This window comes from Streptomyces sp. NBC_00075 (genome assembly GCF_045041225.1).
GTDB classification, from domain to species: Bacteria; Actinomycetota; Actinomycetes; order Streptomycetales; family Streptomycetaceae; genus Streptomyces; species Streptomyces adonidis.
This window is the reverse complement of record NZ_CP108243.1, coordinates 2,716,252-2,733,228: the sequence shown is the minus strand read 5'-3', so window position 1 is coordinate 2,733,228 and position 16,977 is coordinate 2,716,252. Positions and strand designations below refer to the sequence as shown.

The following is a 16,977-nucleotide window of genomic DNA, read 5'->3' as shown; positions in this document are numbered from 1 at the left end:
GAGTTGAAATCATGGCCCCGAGCGCCATGAGTATGTGGACCAAGTCTCTTTCCGACGCCCAGCCGGTCGCGTACTGGCTGGACGACCCCGGCAAGCCGCACCCCGAGCCCGCCCTCACCGGCGGCGAGAGCTGCGATCTGCTCGTGGTGGGCGGCGGCTACAGCGGGCTGTGGACCGCGCTGATCGCCAAGGAGCGCGATCCGCAGCGGGACGTCGTGCTCGTCGAGGGCCGTGAGGTGGGCTGGGCCGCCTCCGGCCGCAACGGCGGCTTCTGTGCCGCCTCCCTCACCCACGGCCTGGCCAACGGCCTCGCCCGCTGGCCGGACGAGATCCACCGCCTCCAGGAACTGGGCGCGCAGAACCTCGACGAGATCGAGAAGGCGGTGGCCCGGCACTCCCTGGACTGCGACTTCGAACGCACCGGCGAGATCGACGTCGCCACCGAACCCCACCAGGCGGCCGAACTCCGCGCCTGGCACGAGGAGTTGACGTCCAAGGGCCTCGCGACCGGCACCGAGTTCCTGGACGCGGAGGCGGTACGGGACCAGGTCGCGTCCCCCACCTTCTTGGCCGGCCTGCACGACCGCACGGGCGTCGCGATGCTCAACCCGGCGAAACTGGCCTGGGGGCTGAAGCGGGCCTGCCTGCGCCTGGGCGTCCGCGTGTACGAGCACACGCCGGCGCTCACGCTACGGCCGTACGGCGCGGGAATGGCCGTACGCACCCCCTACGGGTCGGTCCGCGCCCGCCGGATCGCGCTCGGGACGAACATCTTCCCGAGCCTGGTGAAGCGCGTCCGGGCGTACACCGTCCCCGTCTACGACTACGCGCTGATGACCGAACCCCTGAGTGAGGAGCAGCTCGCCTCGGTCGGCTGGCGGGGGCGGCAGGGCCTCGGGGACAGCGCCAACCAGTTCCACTACTTCCGGCTGAGCGCCGACAACCGCGTCCTGTGGGGCGGTTACGACGCGATCTATCCGTACGGCGGCCGGGTGCGCGCCGAGTACGACGACCGCCCGGAGACCTACGCCAAGCTCGCCGACCACTTCTTCACCTGCTTCCCGCAGCTGGAGGGCGTCCGCTTCACCCACGCGTGGGGCGGCGCGATCGACACCTGCTCGCGCTTCTCGGCGTTCTTCGGCACCGCGCACGGGGGGCGCGTGGCGTATGCGGCGGGGTTCACCGGGCTCGGTGTCGGGGCGACGCGGTTCGGGGCGGACGTGATGCTGGATCTGCTGGCGGGGGAGCGGACGGAGCGCACGGCGCTGGAGATGGTCCGCAAGAAGCCGTTGCCGTTTCCGCCGGAGCCGTTCGCGTGGACGGGGATTGCCTTGACCAAGTGGTCGTTGGCGCGGGCGGATGCGCATGGGGGGCGGCGGAATCTGTGGCTTCGGGCGATGGATCGGTTCGGGTTGGGATTCGACAGCTAGTGGGTCGTTCGTCGGCTGCGGGGCGGTGGGGGCTTGTCGCGCAGTTCCCCACGCCCCTTTGGGGCGCGCCGGCGTGCGCCCAGCTCATGATCGCGACCTGGTTCACTACCAATAAGTAGCGGAACCCGCGTAATGCTTGCGGGAAACCTCTCTCTCCCTCGTGACGCGACCAGCGTTCACAGAGAAAGGGAGGACCCCTCATGACAGGGGCGAAAACGGCGGTCGAGTGGCTGGCGTCCGTGGCTCCGGATCCCGAGGCCTGTCGGTGGGAGTGGGAGCGCAATCCCCTGGGGATCGCGCTGCTGCCCGCCGGCAAGGCCTGGGACGTGCTGATCCTGCCGGGCGAACTCGGTTACCCCACCCTCGACGTCCTCACCCGCGTCATCGACCAACTCGGCCCGGTACTCGTCGACTTCGGCGACTCCCGGATGGGGTTCTTCGTACCGCCGGGCACCGCGGCCCGCTGGCTGGGTACGGGGGTGCGTACGGCGGGAAACGGCACGTGGATCGTCGTGCCGTACCCCAACCGCGCGACCGGAGGCGTCCGTTGGCTGATCCCGCCGGACGGCTCGGGCACCCTCACCGACCCGGCACTCCTCGAACTGGCCATGCACGAGGCGGCGGCGGGTCTGGCGACGGACGGAGACAACGGAGACAGGTGATGCCGAGGCCCGTGCGGTTCTCGTAGTCACCGCATGACCACGCTCTCGTCGGCCGTCCGTGCGGTCGACGCGAACCGTGGCAATGTGGCGTACAGGTGTGTCACACAGTCAACAGCTGGGTACAACCGGGCAATTGACCGAGACAGGAGCCGCCGTGGCGCTCGGAGACAGAGTGAGGTGTGTCCGTGCCCGAGGGCGCGCGGTCGCGGCCGTCCTCGCCGTCGCCGCCGTGACGACGGTCGTCCTGTGGGTCACCGACCTGGCCCCGGGCTGGCTCGCCCCGGCCCTGAGCGCGGTCGTCACCGCCGCCCTGGTCGAGGAAACGGTCCGCCTCCAGCGTCGCCGAATACCCCGCGGCGACCCGGTGGACTTCCACGTAACCGTCATGAACGCCCACTACCTGCTGGTGCCCGCGGAAGGCGGTGAGCCGCGGCGCGTCGTACCGTCGAGCGGGCACACCGTACGGCTGTACGTCACGGCACCGGAACGGACCGTTGTCCTGGCGGGACTTCGGGTCGTCGTACTCGAACGCCGGCCGCCACGTGGGGAGTTCTCACCGCATTTCGGGGCGCTGCCCATACGCGCCTACACCGTGCTGCTCGACGAGGACCCGCCCCGCATCGAGCCGCACGGCGAGGACACACCGGCCACGTTCTCGTACACGGTCGGGCCGGACGACCCCGAGACATTCGAACTGCGTGTGGAGACCGAACGCTGGCAGGTGGCCTGGGAGTTGGAGCTGGATTGGGTGTGCGGTCGGCGCGCCGGCACGATCAGGGTGGACCTCGCGGGCCACCCGTTCCGCACGGCGGCCAGGCCGCCGCGCGGCCTGATCCGGGAGGACGGAGAATGAAGGGCTCGAGCTGGTGGCGCGGGCGTGCCAAGAAGCGGGCGGAAGACGCTCGGGAACAGGTGCAGGAGGTAATCCCGGACCCCGAGAACTTCGAGGTACGGATCGGCGTGCTCAGCCATGCTCACGCCGTGCTCGACCCCAGCACCACCATCGGCCCGGAACCCCTGCACGTACCCCTCACCGGCTACAACGTGTACGTCGACGTGGAGGCGAGCGGCGGTCTGGACGTCGTACTGCTTGGCCTGCGTGCCGGGGTGCTCGGACGCCGCCCGATGCAGCCGAGTGGGTTGAGCCTCGTGCCCCAGGCCGGGCCCGGCCTCTCCTACGACCGGGAGTTGGAGGAGGTGTACAGGCGCGCCCGGGCGAGGTATCAGCCGATGCTGGTGCCGGACGTCGAGGTGTTCCTCGACGAGACTCCGCCGCTGGTGCGCCCCGCGCTCGACGGCCAGGGCATGCCCGTCGTGCCGGATTTCCGGCTGCCGATGCGGATCGCGGCCGGCACGGCCCGGCGGATCGTCCTGGCCCCGCACACGGAGGACCGCGGACTCGTCGAGTGGCATCTGGTCGCCTACGTCACCTGCGGCGACTACGGGGCCGGGCTGAACTGGGGCCTCATGGTGACTGCGGAGACCAAGATGCGGACCTTCCATCCGGACGGCACCGAGACGGCCACCCCGGTGCACGACGTGGCTCCGCACTGGCGGGTGGCCTGGCCGCCGACGGGATCAGGGTGAGGGCGCGCTGACCGGGGTCCGGCGGCGGGCGAAGAACCGCAGCAGGATCAGCAGCGCCGAGCACAGACACCAGCTCGCCACCACGTCCAGCGGCCAGTGGTAACCCCGGACGACCAGCCCGACGGCGACGGCCGCGTTGAGGACGAGGCAGCTGATCAGGGCGAGCCGACGGGCGTACGTACGGCGCAGCCACGGCAGCAGGAGCAGGGTGGCGGAACCGTAGGCGACGACGGCCGTCGCGGTGTGACCGGAGGGGTAGAAGCCGGTGCCGGGGCCCATGACCGGCGGCCCGGACCGGGCGACCAGCTCCTTCAGCGGTACGACGATCGCCGGTACGGCCGCCATGAGCAGGCCCGCGCCGACCGGTTCCCGCCACCAGCGCTCCGTACCCGCCCGACGCGCGCGCAGTCCGACGTACACCAGGACGACGAGAAGGACCGGAACGGCGACCGCGATGCCCCCGAGATCGGCGAGGAGTGCCCAGCCGCGAGTGGGGTGGACCAGTGAGTCGCTGAGGCGTTCGTCCGCGCGGGCGAGGGGGCCGTGGACGGCGACCTGCCAGGTGATCAGCGCGAAGAGGAGGACCGCGAAGGTCAGGAGGGAGAGGAGAAACCGAGAGTTCGACCGGCCCGGAACAGGGGGGAGAGTACCGGGCCGGTCGATCAGATCGGATCGTCGCACGCCCCGGGGGGTTTGGGGCGGGCGACTGTCCGATCGGTGAGGAGACCCGGAGCCGGAAGCTCCGGTTGTGTGCGCGAGGGCACGACCGGATCGAAGCTGGGGAGGCCCCGACCAGGTGCCACCCACAGTTTCCTGCGGGCGGGGTGTATCTCTCATCTGGATAGAACCTACGGCAGGGGAGGCGGCTGAAACAGGCGGATCGGCGACCCGCCATCCACCCCGCACACCTTCTTCACACGCTCTGACGGCGTCCGCACCGGCTCCGCACGGGCCCGGAAACAAGCGGAATCCGGGCCGGTCGGCCGGTACGAACGGGTGGTGCGGCGGGGCGGCGGGGGCCGGGAACGGGTCAGACGCTGGTGAAGGCCTGCTCGATGATGTCGAGGCCCTCGTTGAGGAGGTCCTCGCCGATCACCAGCGGAGGCAGGAAGCGGAGGACGTTGCCGTAGGTGCCACAGGTAAGGACCACCAAACCCTCTTGGTGACAGGCCTTGGCGAGCGCTGCGGTCGCCTCCGGGTGGGGCTCCTTGGTGGTGCGGTCCTTGACCAGTTCGATGGCGATCATGGCACCGCGGCCACGGATGTCACCGATGACCTCGTACTTCTCGGCCATGGCGGTCAGCCGGGCCTTCATGACGCCCTCGATGTGCTTGGCGCGGGCGTTGAGGTCGAGTTCCTTCATGGTCTCGATCGAGCCGAGCGCACCCGCACAGGCGACGGGGTTCCCGCCGTAGGTGCCTCCCAGGCCACCCGCGTGCGCGGCGTCCATGATCTCGGCGCGCCCGGTGACGGCGGCGAGCGGGAGCCCGCCCGCGATGCCCTTCGCGGTGGTGATCAGATCGGGCACGATCCCCTCGTCCTCGCACGCGAACCACTGTCCCGTACGGCAGAACCCGGACTGGATCTCATCGGCGACGAAGACGATGCCGTTGTCGGCGGCGAACTGCCGGACGGCCGGCAGGAACCCCTTCGCGGGCTCGATGAACCCGCCCTCGCCGAGCACCGGCTCGATGATGATCGCGGCGACGTTCTCGGCCCCGACCTGCTTGCTGATCTGGTCGATGGCCTGAGCGGCGGCCTCGGGCCCGGCGTTCTCGGGTCCGGTGGGCCACCGGTAGCCGTAAGCGACCGGCACGCGGTACACCTCGGGTGCGAACGGCCCGAAGCCGTGCTTGTACGGCATGTTCTTGGCGGTCAGGGCCATGGTGAGGTTGGTCCGCCCGTGGTACCCGTGGTCGAACACGACCACGGCCTGCCGCTTGGTGTAGGCCCGCGCGATCTTCACGGCGTTCTCGACGGCCTCGGCGCCGCTGTTGAAGAGGGCGCTCTTCTTGGCGTGATCGCCCGGCGTCAGCTCGGCGAGCGCCTCGGCGACCTCGACGTACCCCTCGTACGGCGTGACCATGAAGCACGTGTGCGTGAAGGCCGCGAGCTGGGCGGAGGCCCGCCGCACGACGGCCTCGGCGCTGGCGCCGACGGAGGTGACGGCGATACCGGACCCGAAGTCGATCAGCCGGTTCCCGTCGACGTCCTCGATGATCCCGCCGCCCGCCCGCGCGGTGAAGACGGGCAGCACGGACCCGACCCCACCGGCGACGGCGGCGAGCCGCCGGGCCTGGAGCTCCTGGGACTTGGGGCCGGGGATGGCGGTGAGTACGCGGCGCTCCTGGGGGAGGGAGGTCATTTGGGGCTCCTGGGGGCGTGACGGGAGGCGGGTCTTTGTCCGCACCTTTCTCCGCAGGCTAGGCCTGGGGGGTGGGGGCGGGCATGCACCGTTTGGGAGTGGTCAGGGTGTGTCGTTGTCCTTGGTGGACAGGGGGCGGGGTGCGTGATCCATGCTGCCGCCTTGATATCGGGCGGTGATCTTGTGGTGACTCGCGAAGAAATGACCTCTGCTTGGTCTGTAGTTCATCAATAGTTCATTTGTCCGTCGCTCGTCGGTTCCCGGAAATTCGCCAATCTGTCCCGCCTGTGTGGGGGTTCTGTGGCGGGGGTGGAGCGGTGGGGCGGGGACTGCGTGCGGGGGCGCTTGTCATGGCTGCGGTCATGGCGGGCATGGGGATGGCGGAAGGTGCGGCCGTCGCAGTGCCGTGGGCGCAACGGGAGTTGTCGAGCGGGGAGCGGCCCGAGCAGCGGTGGGGTACGGCCGCGGGGCGCTCGCACGAAGCAGCCGCCGACGCGACGGACGCCGCCGCGGGTGGGGGCCGTTCGGGGCATGTGAGCGGCAAGGGTGAACTGGCCCTCGACACCGGATTCCCCGTGCAGCCGCTGATCGCCGCCGCGCCGTCGATCGAGTCCGACAGCGCCGATCCGGTCGTGGTCCCCGAGGTGCCCCAGGTCAAGGGCTTCGACCCGAAGACGAGCCGTGAAGTGGCCGGCGAGCGCACGGCCCAGGGGCGCACCTATCGGAACGCCGACGGCACGTTCACCACCCAGTACTACGACGAGCCGGTCAACTTCCGCGACGAGAGGGGGAGTTGGCGGACGATCGACACCTCCCTGGCCCAGCCCGAGGGCACCCGCACCATGAGCGTCGCCGCACCGCTCTGGGAGACCACCTCGACCGAGGTGACCATCGGGTTCGCGGGTCACGCGGACGCCGACCCGGTGGCCCAACTGGACCTCGGAGAACACGGATCGGTCGGATTCGCCGTGTCGAGCGCCGCGCACACCGCCGGTCAGGTCGACGGCAGCACGATCACCTACCCGGACGTCCGCGCCTCGTCCGACATCGAGTTCCTCGCCGGGAACGCGTCGGTCAAGGAGACCCTGCTCCTCAAGGGGCCCGAGGCTCCCACGGAGTGGAGCTTCCCGCTGGCGACCACGGGGCTGACCGCCCGTCTGGACGACGCGGGCGCGGTGGTCTTCGACGACGGCGCGGGCGCGGAACGGGCCCGGATTCCGCAGGGCTGGATGGAGGACTCCCGCCTCGCGGAGAACGCCGACGAAGGCGTGATCTCCACCGGAGTCGTCTACAGCCTGGCGGAGGAGTCCGGCCGTCAGGTCCTGAAGGTGTCGCTCGACCAGGAGTGGCTGCACGACCCGGCCCGGGTCTTCCCGGTGCGGGTCGACCCCTCCGTCGCGGGCGTGAGCGCGACCTCGGGCACCTATGTGGAAGCCCCGTACAACACGAACTTCTCCACCGACACCGTCCTCAAGGCCGGTACGTACGACGCGGGTTCACACAAGGCCGCGTCCTTCCTGCGGTTCTCCGGTCTGGAGACGACGCTGAAGAACGACTGGGTGCTCAGCGCCAAGCTGAACCTGTACAACTCCTGGTCGCAGTCGTGCAAGGCACGTCCTGTGACGGTCCACCAGATCAAGTCGAACTGGTCGGAGTCCACCACCACGAAGTACCCGGGACCGTCCACCGGCTCGGCGCTGACCTCCAAGAGCTTCGCGCACGGCTGGAAGCCCGAGGGCACCGAGAACTGGAGCTGCGACCCGGCCTGGGAGGGCATCAGCCTCGGCGCGGCGGGCCGCAAGCTGGTCGACGACTGGACGCACGGCCGGCAGAAGAACTACGGCCTCGCCGTCAAGGCGTCCACGACCGACTCCAAGGGCTGGAAGCAGTTCGGCTCGGACGACTACCCGAACGGCAAGCCCCGGCTGGACGTCACCTGGACCAAGTACGGAGCCACGTACAAGCTCGGCGGCTGGGTCCAGCCGGTCACCGCGACCCAGGAGGGCATCTTCAAGGTCACCCTCACCAACCGGGGCGAGGAGAGCTGGACGCCGACCAACAACTACCAACTGCGCTACGACCTTTACGACGCCGACGGCACGAACATCACGGACACCAGCACCAACTCCGTGTGGACGACCATGCCCAGCACCATCTCGCCCGGCGAGACGGTGACCGTGGACGCCCGCATAGCCAAGCTGACACCGGGCACGTACACGCTCGCCTGGACCATGGACGACCGCGGCACGGGCAGCTTCGCCGGTTCGGGTGTGCCGGGCGTGGCGATGAAGTTCGACGCGGTCAACATTCCGCCGGTCCTGATGGCCGAGTCGCCTGCGAGCGGTGTCGTCCAGAACACCCTCACACCGACCCTCTGGGCCTCGGGCAAGGACAGCGACCGCTACCCCGACGCCGCGCTGACGTACATCTTCGAGGTGTGCGAGGTGAAGGGCAGCAACGTACGCGCGAACTGCCGGGCCGGAACAGCGCAGACGTCCAAGTCCTGGGCCGTGCCGTCCGGTTGGCTGTCCTGGGGCAAGCGGTACGCCTGGTACGTCCGGGTCGGTGACGGCGAGGCCACCTCCGCGCTGCCGCGTCCCGCCCACTTCTCCACCGCCGTTCCGCAGCCCGGCATCACCAGCCATCTCGCGACCGCCGACGAGGGCAGGCCGTTCGGCTCCCAGGCGGGCAACTACACGACGGCGGCCACCGACGCGGCGGTCAGTACCGTCGGCCCGGAACTTTCGGTGACCCGTACCTACAACTCCCTGGACCCGCGCACCGATTCGGTGTTCGGCGCCGGCTGGTCGACGGCCTGGGACATGCGTATCACCCCGGACCAGGGCAGCTGGCTGTCCTCCGGAGACCTGGTGGTGACCCTACAAAGCGGTCAGACCGTGCGCTTCGGCCGCAACGCCGACGGCACCTACGCGGCGCCCTCCGGCGGCTTCGCCACCCTCAAGTCCGTGACGGCGGGCGGCTGGACGCTCACCGACAAGAGCGCGACCACGTACACCTTCGACTCCACCGGCCGGCTGACGAAGATCGCGGACGGCGCGGGCCGCGCACAGATCCTGACGTACACGAGTGGCAAGCTCACCACGGCGAAGGACGCGCTCTCCGGACGCACCCTGACCTTCGCCTGGACCGGCGGCCACGTCACCCAGGTCACCACCGGCACCGTGGACGCGGCGACCGGGGCGCTCACCTGGACGTACACCTACAGCGGCGACCGGCTGACCAGGGTCTGCCCGCCGGACTCGGCCACGGCCTGCACCACGTACGACTACACGGACGGCTCGCTCTACCGCAGCACCGTGCTGGACGACAACCCGGTCTCCTACTGGCGGTTCGGCGAGGCAGACGGCGCCGCCGCCCGCAGCGAGGCGCCCTCGCGGTCGGGGCTGAACAACGCGGAGTACTCGGACGCCACGCTCGGGGCCGAAGGGGCCCTGGCGGGTACGCCCGACACGGCCGCCTCGTTCGACGGCGTCGACGGAAACGTCATCCTGCCCGACAACACCGTGCACGCCTCGTCGTTCCTGACCGTGGAGCTGTGGTTCAGGACGGCGGGACCGGGCGTCCTGTTCTCCTACGAGGACGAGCGCATCGAGGACGGCAAGCCCACCTGGTGGACGCCCGCGCTCTACGTCGGCACCGACGGCAAGCTGCGCGGCCAGTTCTGGCGCGAGGGCGGCAAGGGCCCGATCACCAGCACGAGCGCGGTCAACGACAACACCTGGCACCACGTCGTCCTGTCTGGCGCGGGCACCAACCAGGCACTGTTCCTGGACGGTACGCGGATCGGCACGCTCGCCGGCGCGATCGATCACACCGAGCAGGTCTACACCTACGTCGGCGCCGGCTACACCGGCGGCGGCTGGCCCTCCCTGGACACCACCGACACGTTCGGGCACTTCACCGGCAGCATCGACGAGGTCGCCGTCTACGACCGACCGCTCGCCGAACCCGCCGTCGCCGCCCACTACGCGGCCCGCCAGACCAAGGGCCGCCTGACGCAGGCCACCCTGCCCTCGGGACGCGTCGACGCACGGATCACCTACGACTCCGGCACCGACCGGGTCGACCACCTCACCGACGCCAACGGCGGCACCTGGCAGGTCTCCGCCCCCGACTACGCCTCCGGTTCGGCCGGATACGCCCAGGTGGTGCAGGCGAGCGGTCCCGCCAACTACTGGCGGCTCGGCGACCGCAGCGGGGCCGCCGCGGCCAGCGCGCTCACCGACGGCGCCGACGGCTCGTACAGCGACGGCGTGTCCCTCGCGGCGACCGGAGTGTTCTCCGCCGGTGACGACACGGCCGTCGACTTCGACGGCGCGGGCGGCTATGCCGAGGTCCCGGACGACGCCCTGCACGACGCCACGAACGTCGCCGTCGAACTCTGGTTCAGGACGGCCAAGGCAGGCGTACTGGTCGGGGACCAGTCCGTCGCCGTCGACAGCGAGGACGGCGTCGCGGGCAGCTGGACCCCGGTGCTGTACGTGGGTGCCGACGGCAAGCTGCACGGCAAGTTCTACGTCAACTCATCAGTGACAGCGACCTCGTTGGCCTCCACCGCCACGGTGACCGACGGCGACTGGCATCACGCGGTCGTCTCCGCCTCGGGCTCCACTCAGACGCTGTACCTGGACGGGGTCAAGCAGGGCACCCTCGCCGGGGCCGTGAATCATCAGGCCAACTCCCGCACGTACATCGGCGCCGGGTTCGCCAAGAACTGGCCCAGCGCTCCTGCCGACGTCAGTCACTTCACCGGTCAGATCGACGAAGTCGCCGTCTACCAGCACCCGTTGGACGCCGCCACGGTCTCCGCGCACTTCCGCGCCCGTACCGACATGGTCACCGGAGACGCCGCCCACTACCGCGGCGCGACCGGCGCCGACGCACCCGGCGGCTACTGGCGCCTGGACGAGACGACCGGCAGCACGGCCAGGAGTTCCGTGACGGTGAACAGCGGCAACGGCACCTACACCAACGCCACTTTGGGAACGACCGGTGCCTTCGGGGCCGGGCAGGGCAGCGCCGTCACCCTCGCGGGCGGCGGCTACGCCGAGGTGCCGGGTGGCATCATGCGTGCCTCGACCGACCTCGCCGCCGAGATGTGGTTCAAGACGGACCGGGCCGGGGTGCTCATCGGCGACCAGTCGACCTCCATCGCCGGCGCGACGGCGGCGAGCGGCAGTTGGACCCCGGTGCTGTACGTGGGCGCCGACGGCAAGCTGCACGGCAAGTTCTACGTCAACTCCTCTGTCACGGCGACGCCGTTGGCCTCGACCGCGACCGTCACCGACAACCAGTGGCACCACGCCGTCGTCTCCGCCTCCGGCACCACACAGACCCTCTACCTGGACGGCGTGTCCGTCGGCACCCTCACCGGCGCCGTCAGCCACCAGTCCAACTCCCGTACGTACATCGGCGCGGGCTTCGCGAAGAACTGGCCGAGCGCTCCGGCGGACGTCAGTCACTTCACCGGCCAGATCGACGAAGTCGCCATCTATCCGCACCCCTTGACGGAGGATCAGGTGGCGGCCCACTACAGTGCGGCGGCCTTCGCGGACACCTCCGCCCTGACCTCGACCGTCACGGTCACGGACCCGGCAGGCGCCGTCACGAGCAAGATGTACGACGCCCTGCACGGCATGCGCACCGTCTCCGCCACCGACGCCGAGGGCGGTGTCAGCACCTTCGCCTACGACACCGGCGGATATCTCCACACGGCCACCGATCCCGCCGGTCACGTCAGCATCACGGGACACGACAAGCGCGGCAACACCGTGTCGGTGACGACCTGCCGGGACGCGGACTCCTGCTGGACCTCGTTCACCGACTACCACCTCAACACCGCCAACGAACTCGACCCGCGCAACGACAAACCCACAGCGGTCCGCGACGCCCGCTCGACGAGCGTCAAGGACGACCGCTTCAAGACGGCCATGGCCTACACCGCCCTCGGCCTGCCGGACAGCACGACCCTGGCGGACGGCCGCAAGAGCACCACCACCTACACGACCGGCACCGAGACCGCGGTCGGCGGCGGCACCGCCCCGGCCGGCCTGGTCGCCACGGAGACCACTCCTGGCGGCGCGGTCACCACGTACGCGTACTTCGCGGGCGGCGACCTGGCCAGGTCCACCGCGCCGTCGGGGCTGGTGACCGAGTACACGTACGACGGTCTGGGCCGCAAGACCGCCGAGAAGCAGACGTCCGACACCTTCCCGGCCGGGGTGACGACCTCGTACACGTACGACAAGCGGTCCCGGATCGTCTCCGAGACCGGCGCCGCCGTACGGAACGAGATCACCGACACGACCCACACCGCCACGATCACGCGCGGCTACGACGAGGACGGCAACCTGCTGACCGAGTCGACGTCCGACACCACGGGCGGCGACCCCCAACGCACCACGGCCTACCACTACGACGAACTCGGTCTCAACGACAGCGTCACGGACGCCGAACAGAACACGACCCGCTACGAACACGACGCGCTCGGCCGGGTGAACGCGACGACCGATGCCGAAGGCACCCGGCTCACCTACCGTTACACGCCGAGCGGCCGGCACGCCGAGACGGTCCTCAAGGACTGGACGGGCGATCCCTCCGGGACCACGCGCGACCTGGTGGTGGTCTCCAACGCCTACGACCCGGCAGGCCGCCTGGCCTCGACCACGGACGCGCTGGGCGCCACCACGGCGTACACCTACTTCGACGACGGGCTCGCCGCGACCACCACCGCCAGGCAGGTCACTCAGGCCGACGGCAGCCGCCACGACATCGTGCTGGAGGCCAACGAGTACGACGGCGCCGGACACCTGACCAAGCAGGTCACCGGGGGCGGCGCGGCCACGGAGACGTACACCGTCGACGCGCTCGGCCGGACCACGAACAGCGTGCTGGACCCCGGTGGCCTCGCCCGCGTCACGACCTACGCGTACGACGGCGACGACCGGATCAAGGAACAGTCCGAGTCGATCACCGCGGACAAGAAGCTGACCACCACGTCGGCGTACGACTCCGCGGGCAATGTGACCAGCCAGTCGGTCACGGACGGCACCACCACTCACACGACCACGCACACCTACGACGACCGTGGCCTGCCGCTCACCTCGGTCAGCCCGCGCGGGAACGTCGTCGGCGCCGACCCGGCCGGGTTCACGACCGCCTACCGCTACGACGCGCTGGGCCGCCCGGTGCAGGAGACCGCGCCGGCGGTGACGGCGGAGGAGAACGGGGCCACCGGCGGCACGGTCAGTCCGGTCACGCTCATCGGCTACAACGCCTTCGGCGAGGCCACGGAGACCAAGGACGCGCGCGGGAAGGTGACCCGCGCCGAGGTCGACCGGCTCGGCCGCACGGTCGCCGTGACGCTGCCCGACTACACCCCGCCGGGCGTCGCCGGAACCCTCACTGCGACCACCCGCACCGCCTACACACCGCTGGGCCTGCCCCGGACGGTCACCGATCCGCTGGGCCGCGTCACCCGCTACGGGTACGACCAGTTCGGCCAGGTCACGAGCCAGACGGATCCCGTCGCCGACGCCGCAGCCGCGACGACGGCGGAGACCGACCCCGACCTGCTCGCCTCCGCGAGCACCGACGGCGGCGGAGTCACCCGCTACACCTGGGCCCCCACCGGCCTCCAGCTCTCCGCCACCGACCCGACGGGTGCCCGGACGGAGGCCACGTACGACGAACTCGGACGACAGCTCACGGCGACCACGGTCGAGCGTTTCCCGAGCACGACCAACCTGACCAGCAGTTACACCTGGGACGACGCGGGGAACCAGACCGCGTCGCGGACCCCGGCGGGCCGGATCACCTCCGCCGTCCACAACCCGGCGGGCGAGCCCACCTCGGTGACCGACCCGGCGGGCACCACGAGCTACGCCTACGACGGCCTCGGCCGCCGCGTCGAGACCACCGACGCCACCAACCGCCGGACCACGACGACGTACGACGCCCTCGGCAACACCACGGCGGCCACCGACTACGGCACCGGCAGCACCGCGCTGCGCACCGCTACCGCCGAGTTCGACGCCGACGGCAACCGCACGGTCGCGGTCTCCCCGCAGACCGGGGCGCGCACGACGTACGCGTACGACGCACAGGGCCGGCTGACGACCCAGACCGAGCCGGTCTCCGCGACCGGGTCGATCACGACGGCGTTCGGTTACGACGCGGCCGGCAACCGCACCAGGCTGACGGACGGCCGGGGCAACAAGACCATCTACACGTTCAACAGTTGGGGCCTGCCCGAGTCCACGATCGAGCCGGCCACGACAGCGCATCCGGCCGCCGCCGACCGCACCTGGACGACCGTCTACGACAAGGCCGGTCAGGCGGTGACGGAACTGCTCCCGGGCGGCGTCCAGCGCACCAGCACCTACGACGCCCTCGGCCGGCTCACCCACGAAACCGGCACCGGTGCGGAGTCGACCACCACCGATCGCACCCTGGAGTACGACCTCGCTGGCCGCCTCACCGCGACCGGCACGGCAGACGCCCTGACCTACAACACCTACACGTACAACGACCGCGGCCAGCTCCTGACCGCCGCAGGCCCGGGCGGCGCCGCGAGCTACACCTACGACGCCGACGGCAACATGACGGAACGCAGAACCGGCCAGTCCTCCACCGCCTACGGCTACGACAGCGCCGGCTACGTCGACTGGGCCTGGGACTCCGTCACCGGGAAGGACATCTGGTACGACTTCGACGCCGCGGGCCGCCCGAGGCTGGAGCAGTACGCGTCGAAGGTCGACGGCGGCGCGTCGTACACGGTCACGGCCAAGCGCACGTACACCTACGACGCACTCGGCCGCCTGAGCGGAGACGCCGTCACGTCCCCCGACGGCGCGACAACGGTCGCGTCCACGGCCTACGGCTACGACCTCGACGACAATCTGACGTCCAAGCAGACGACGGGCACGGCGGGCGCGGGCCAGCAGTCCTACGGCTACGACCAGGCAGGCCGCCTGACCTCCTGGACGAAGGACGGCACCACGACGGCGTACGAGTGGGACGCCGCGGGCAACCGGACCAAGGCCGGCTCGACGACGTCGACCTTCGACGCCCGCAACCGCCGACTGACGGACGGGACGAAGACGTTCACGTACACGGCGCGGGGCACCCTGTCGTCGGTCGACACCGGCACGGGCACGCCGCGCAACCTGGAGTTCGACGCCTTCGAGCGCAAGGTCACGGACGCCGGGACGTCGTACACGTACGACTCCCTGGACCGCGTCCAGACGCGAGGCTCGACGACCCTCACCTACGACGGAGGCTCCAACAACCTCGCGAACGACGGCACGACCACGTACAACCGCACTCCTGAGGGCGCTCTCCTCTCCTTCACCACCGGAACCGCGGGCACCACCGCCCAACTGGCCCTGACCGACCGGCACACCGACCTGGTCGCGGGCCTGAACACCGACGCCACCCAGGTCACCGGCTCCACGTCCTACGACCCGTTCGGCACGGAGACCGCGACCAACGGGACGACTCCGGAGATCGGCTACCAGTCCGGCTGGACGGATCCGACGAGCGGTGATGTCAACATGGCGGCGCGCTGGTATCAGCCGGGGACGGGGGCGTTCGCGTCCCGGGACACGTGGCAGCTGGACCCGAGCCCGTCCGCCCAGGCCAACCGGCAGGGCTACGCGAACGGGGACCCCGTGAACGGGACGGACCCGACGGGACATGTGTGCGCGTGCGGCGGCGGCAACATCTACAGCGCCAGGGCCGCGGGCTCCGGCAACCGGCGTGGAGTCAGCGGCAGGGGCTCCGACATCGCTCAGAAGGGGTACGTCTCCCGCAGTCCGAGCAGCCGGGGGCGCAGTACTTCCGTGAGCGGGGGCAGCCGCCGGTTCAACAGCAGCACTCGGTCCCAGACGCGCAGAAACAACACGGAATTGCGGCGCCTGGAGACGCGGTACTCCGGCAAGACCCGCACCGCCACCCGCACCGGCAGTGGAAGCGTGGGCAGCAGCGGTCGCGGCTGCACGTACGGATGCTCGACCTCCACGACGTACCGCAACACCGGAACGACCCGGGGCAACGGCACTTCCCGCGGTGGCACCACCCGTCCGCCCAAGCCGCCCACACCCCAGAACCCGAACCGCGGCAAGAACCCGACCCCGGCACCTACGCGGCCGGTGCCGAAGCCGCGGGTGGATGTTGCTCGGGTGCAGCAGCAGACGCTTCGGGCGGCTGTGGTCCGGGACCAGCGGGTGGTCATCGACCAGATGGTGGCTTCGTACGAGGGGCAGTACACGCCGGATGCCACTGAGATCGCGGCTGACTACGATAATTCCTTGTACATAACTCCAGAAAACCAGAGCGAGCTGGAACCGGCGACCGGCTCCCCGGTGAACCGGAGTGGGTGCGCCAAGGGTAATTCAGCCGTCTACTACATGCCTCTGGACAACCTTGGGCGAGCCCAGGGTGTGCGAGCCTGTTTGAACAAGGGTGACTTCAACTACGCGAACGGAAAGGGAGACTGGGCATTCGATACTGATCCAACCTTGATCGTCGGATCAGGCACCGAGTTCCCGCTCGATAATTTGACCAGCTGGGAGCATCAACCTCAAGGATTGAGGAGGGGTATGGACCGTGGGCACTTGCTCGCAGGGCAACTCGGTGGCTCCGGTGAGGACTTGCGCAACCTGGTTCCCTTGTTTCCCCAGGCCAATCGAACAGTCATGAAGAAGAACGAAGGGCGAATCGCCGCACGGATCCAGGCGGGTGAGACGATGTACTACAGCGTGACACCCGAGTACGAGGGGGCCAATCTGGTTCCGGTTCGGCTGCACTTGGGGTGGATTGGAAACCTGGGTGGTGCCGGGTACGCCGTGATCAATAACAATCGGTAGTCCAAGATCGGAAGGGGAATCGGGGAATGGTGTGGGTCGACAGG

7 protein-coding genes are annotated in these 16,977 nt (G+C 69.9%); 5 read left to right on the top strand and 2 right to left on the bottom strand.

What is annotated here, in order from left to right; genetic code table 11:
- Positions 1-11 precede the first annotated feature (11 nt).
- The 4 genes from OG787_RS11475 to OG787_RS11460 all read left to right on the top strand — a co-directional run bounded on the left by OG787_RS11475 (position 12) and on the right by OG787_RS11460 (position 3,679).
- Positions 12-1,430: an NAD(P)/FAD-dependent oxidoreductase gene (locus OG787_RS11475; protein ID WP_369033174.1), complete on the top strand. Its 1,419-nt coding sequence runs from the start codon at positions 12-14 to the stop codon at positions 1,428-1,430.
- Positions 1,431-1,630: 200 nt separating this feature from the next.
- Positions 1,631-2,092 (top strand): hypothetical protein, encoded by a 462-nt coding sequence (locus OG787_RS11470; RefSeq protein WP_369033173.1) that lies wholly within the window; start codon positions 1,631-1,633, stop codon positions 2,090-2,092.
- 133 nt (positions 2,093-2,225) lie between these two features.
- Entirely contained in the window at positions 2,226-2,945 is a 720-nt protein-coding gene (locus OG787_RS11465) for a hypothetical protein (RefSeq protein WP_405535089.1), read from the top strand.
- Positions 2,942-3,679 carry a hypothetical protein gene (locus tag OG787_RS11460; RefSeq protein WP_369033171.1) on the top strand — a complete coding sequence of 246 codons (738 nt, stop codon included), beginning with the start codon at positions 2,942-2,944 and terminating at the stop codon, positions 3,677-3,679. Before OG787_RS11465 ends, OG787_RS11460 begins: the two co-directional genes overlap by 4 nt.
- Here the strand turns inward: OG787_RS11460 and OG787_RS11455 are convergent.
- Both OG787_RS11455 and gabT read right to left on the bottom strand, forming a co-directional pair.
- Entirely contained in the window at positions 3,671-4,360 is a 690-nt protein-coding gene (locus OG787_RS11455) for a phosphatase PAP2 family protein (RefSeq protein WP_369033170.1), read from the bottom strand. The two genes, OG787_RS11460 and OG787_RS11455, sit on opposite strands and share 9 nt — an antisense overlap.
- Positions 4,361-4,709: 349 nt before the next feature.
- Positions 4,710-6,044 carry a 4-aminobutyrate--2-oxoglutarate transaminase gene (gabT, locus tag OG787_RS11450; RefSeq protein WP_405535088.1) on the bottom strand — a complete coding sequence of 445 codons (1,335 nt, stop codon included), beginning with the start codon at positions 6,042-6,044 and terminating at the stop codon, positions 4,710-4,712.
- Between the two features lie 350 nt (positions 6,045-6,394).
- Between gabT and OG787_RS11445 the strand changes: the two genes are divergently transcribed.
- The gene (locus OG787_RS11445) at positions 6,395-16,933 is read left to right on the top strand and encodes a LamG-like jellyroll fold domain-containing protein (protein WP_405535087.1); all 10,539 of its coding nucleotides are present in this window, start codon (positions 6,395-6,397) and stop codon (positions 16,931-16,933) included.
- Positions 16,934-16,977 lie beyond the last annotated feature (44 nt).

Excerpts from the sequence above, each read along its gene's own strand:
- OG787_RS11475 (WP_369033174.1), top strand. The coding sequence starts at position 12 with ATGGCCCCGAGCGCCATGAGTATGTGGACCAAGTCTCTTTCCGACGCC.
- OG787_RS11470 (WP_369033173.1), top strand. The coding sequence starts at position 1,631 with ATGACAGGGGCGAAAACGGCGGTCGAGTGGCTGGCGTCCGTGGCTCCG.
- OG787_RS11460 (WP_369033171.1), top strand. The coding sequence starts at position 2,942 with ATGAAGGGCTCGAGCTGGTGGCGCGGGCGTGCCAAGAAGCGGGCGGAA.
- gabT (WP_405535088.1), bottom strand. The coding sequence starts at position 6,044 with ATGACCTCCCTCCCCCAGGAGCGCCGCGTACTCACCGCCATCCCCGGC.
- OG787_RS11445 (WP_405535087.1), top strand. The coding sequence starts at position 6,395 with ATGGCTGCGGTCATGGCGGGCATGGGGATGGCGGAAGGTGCGGCCGTC.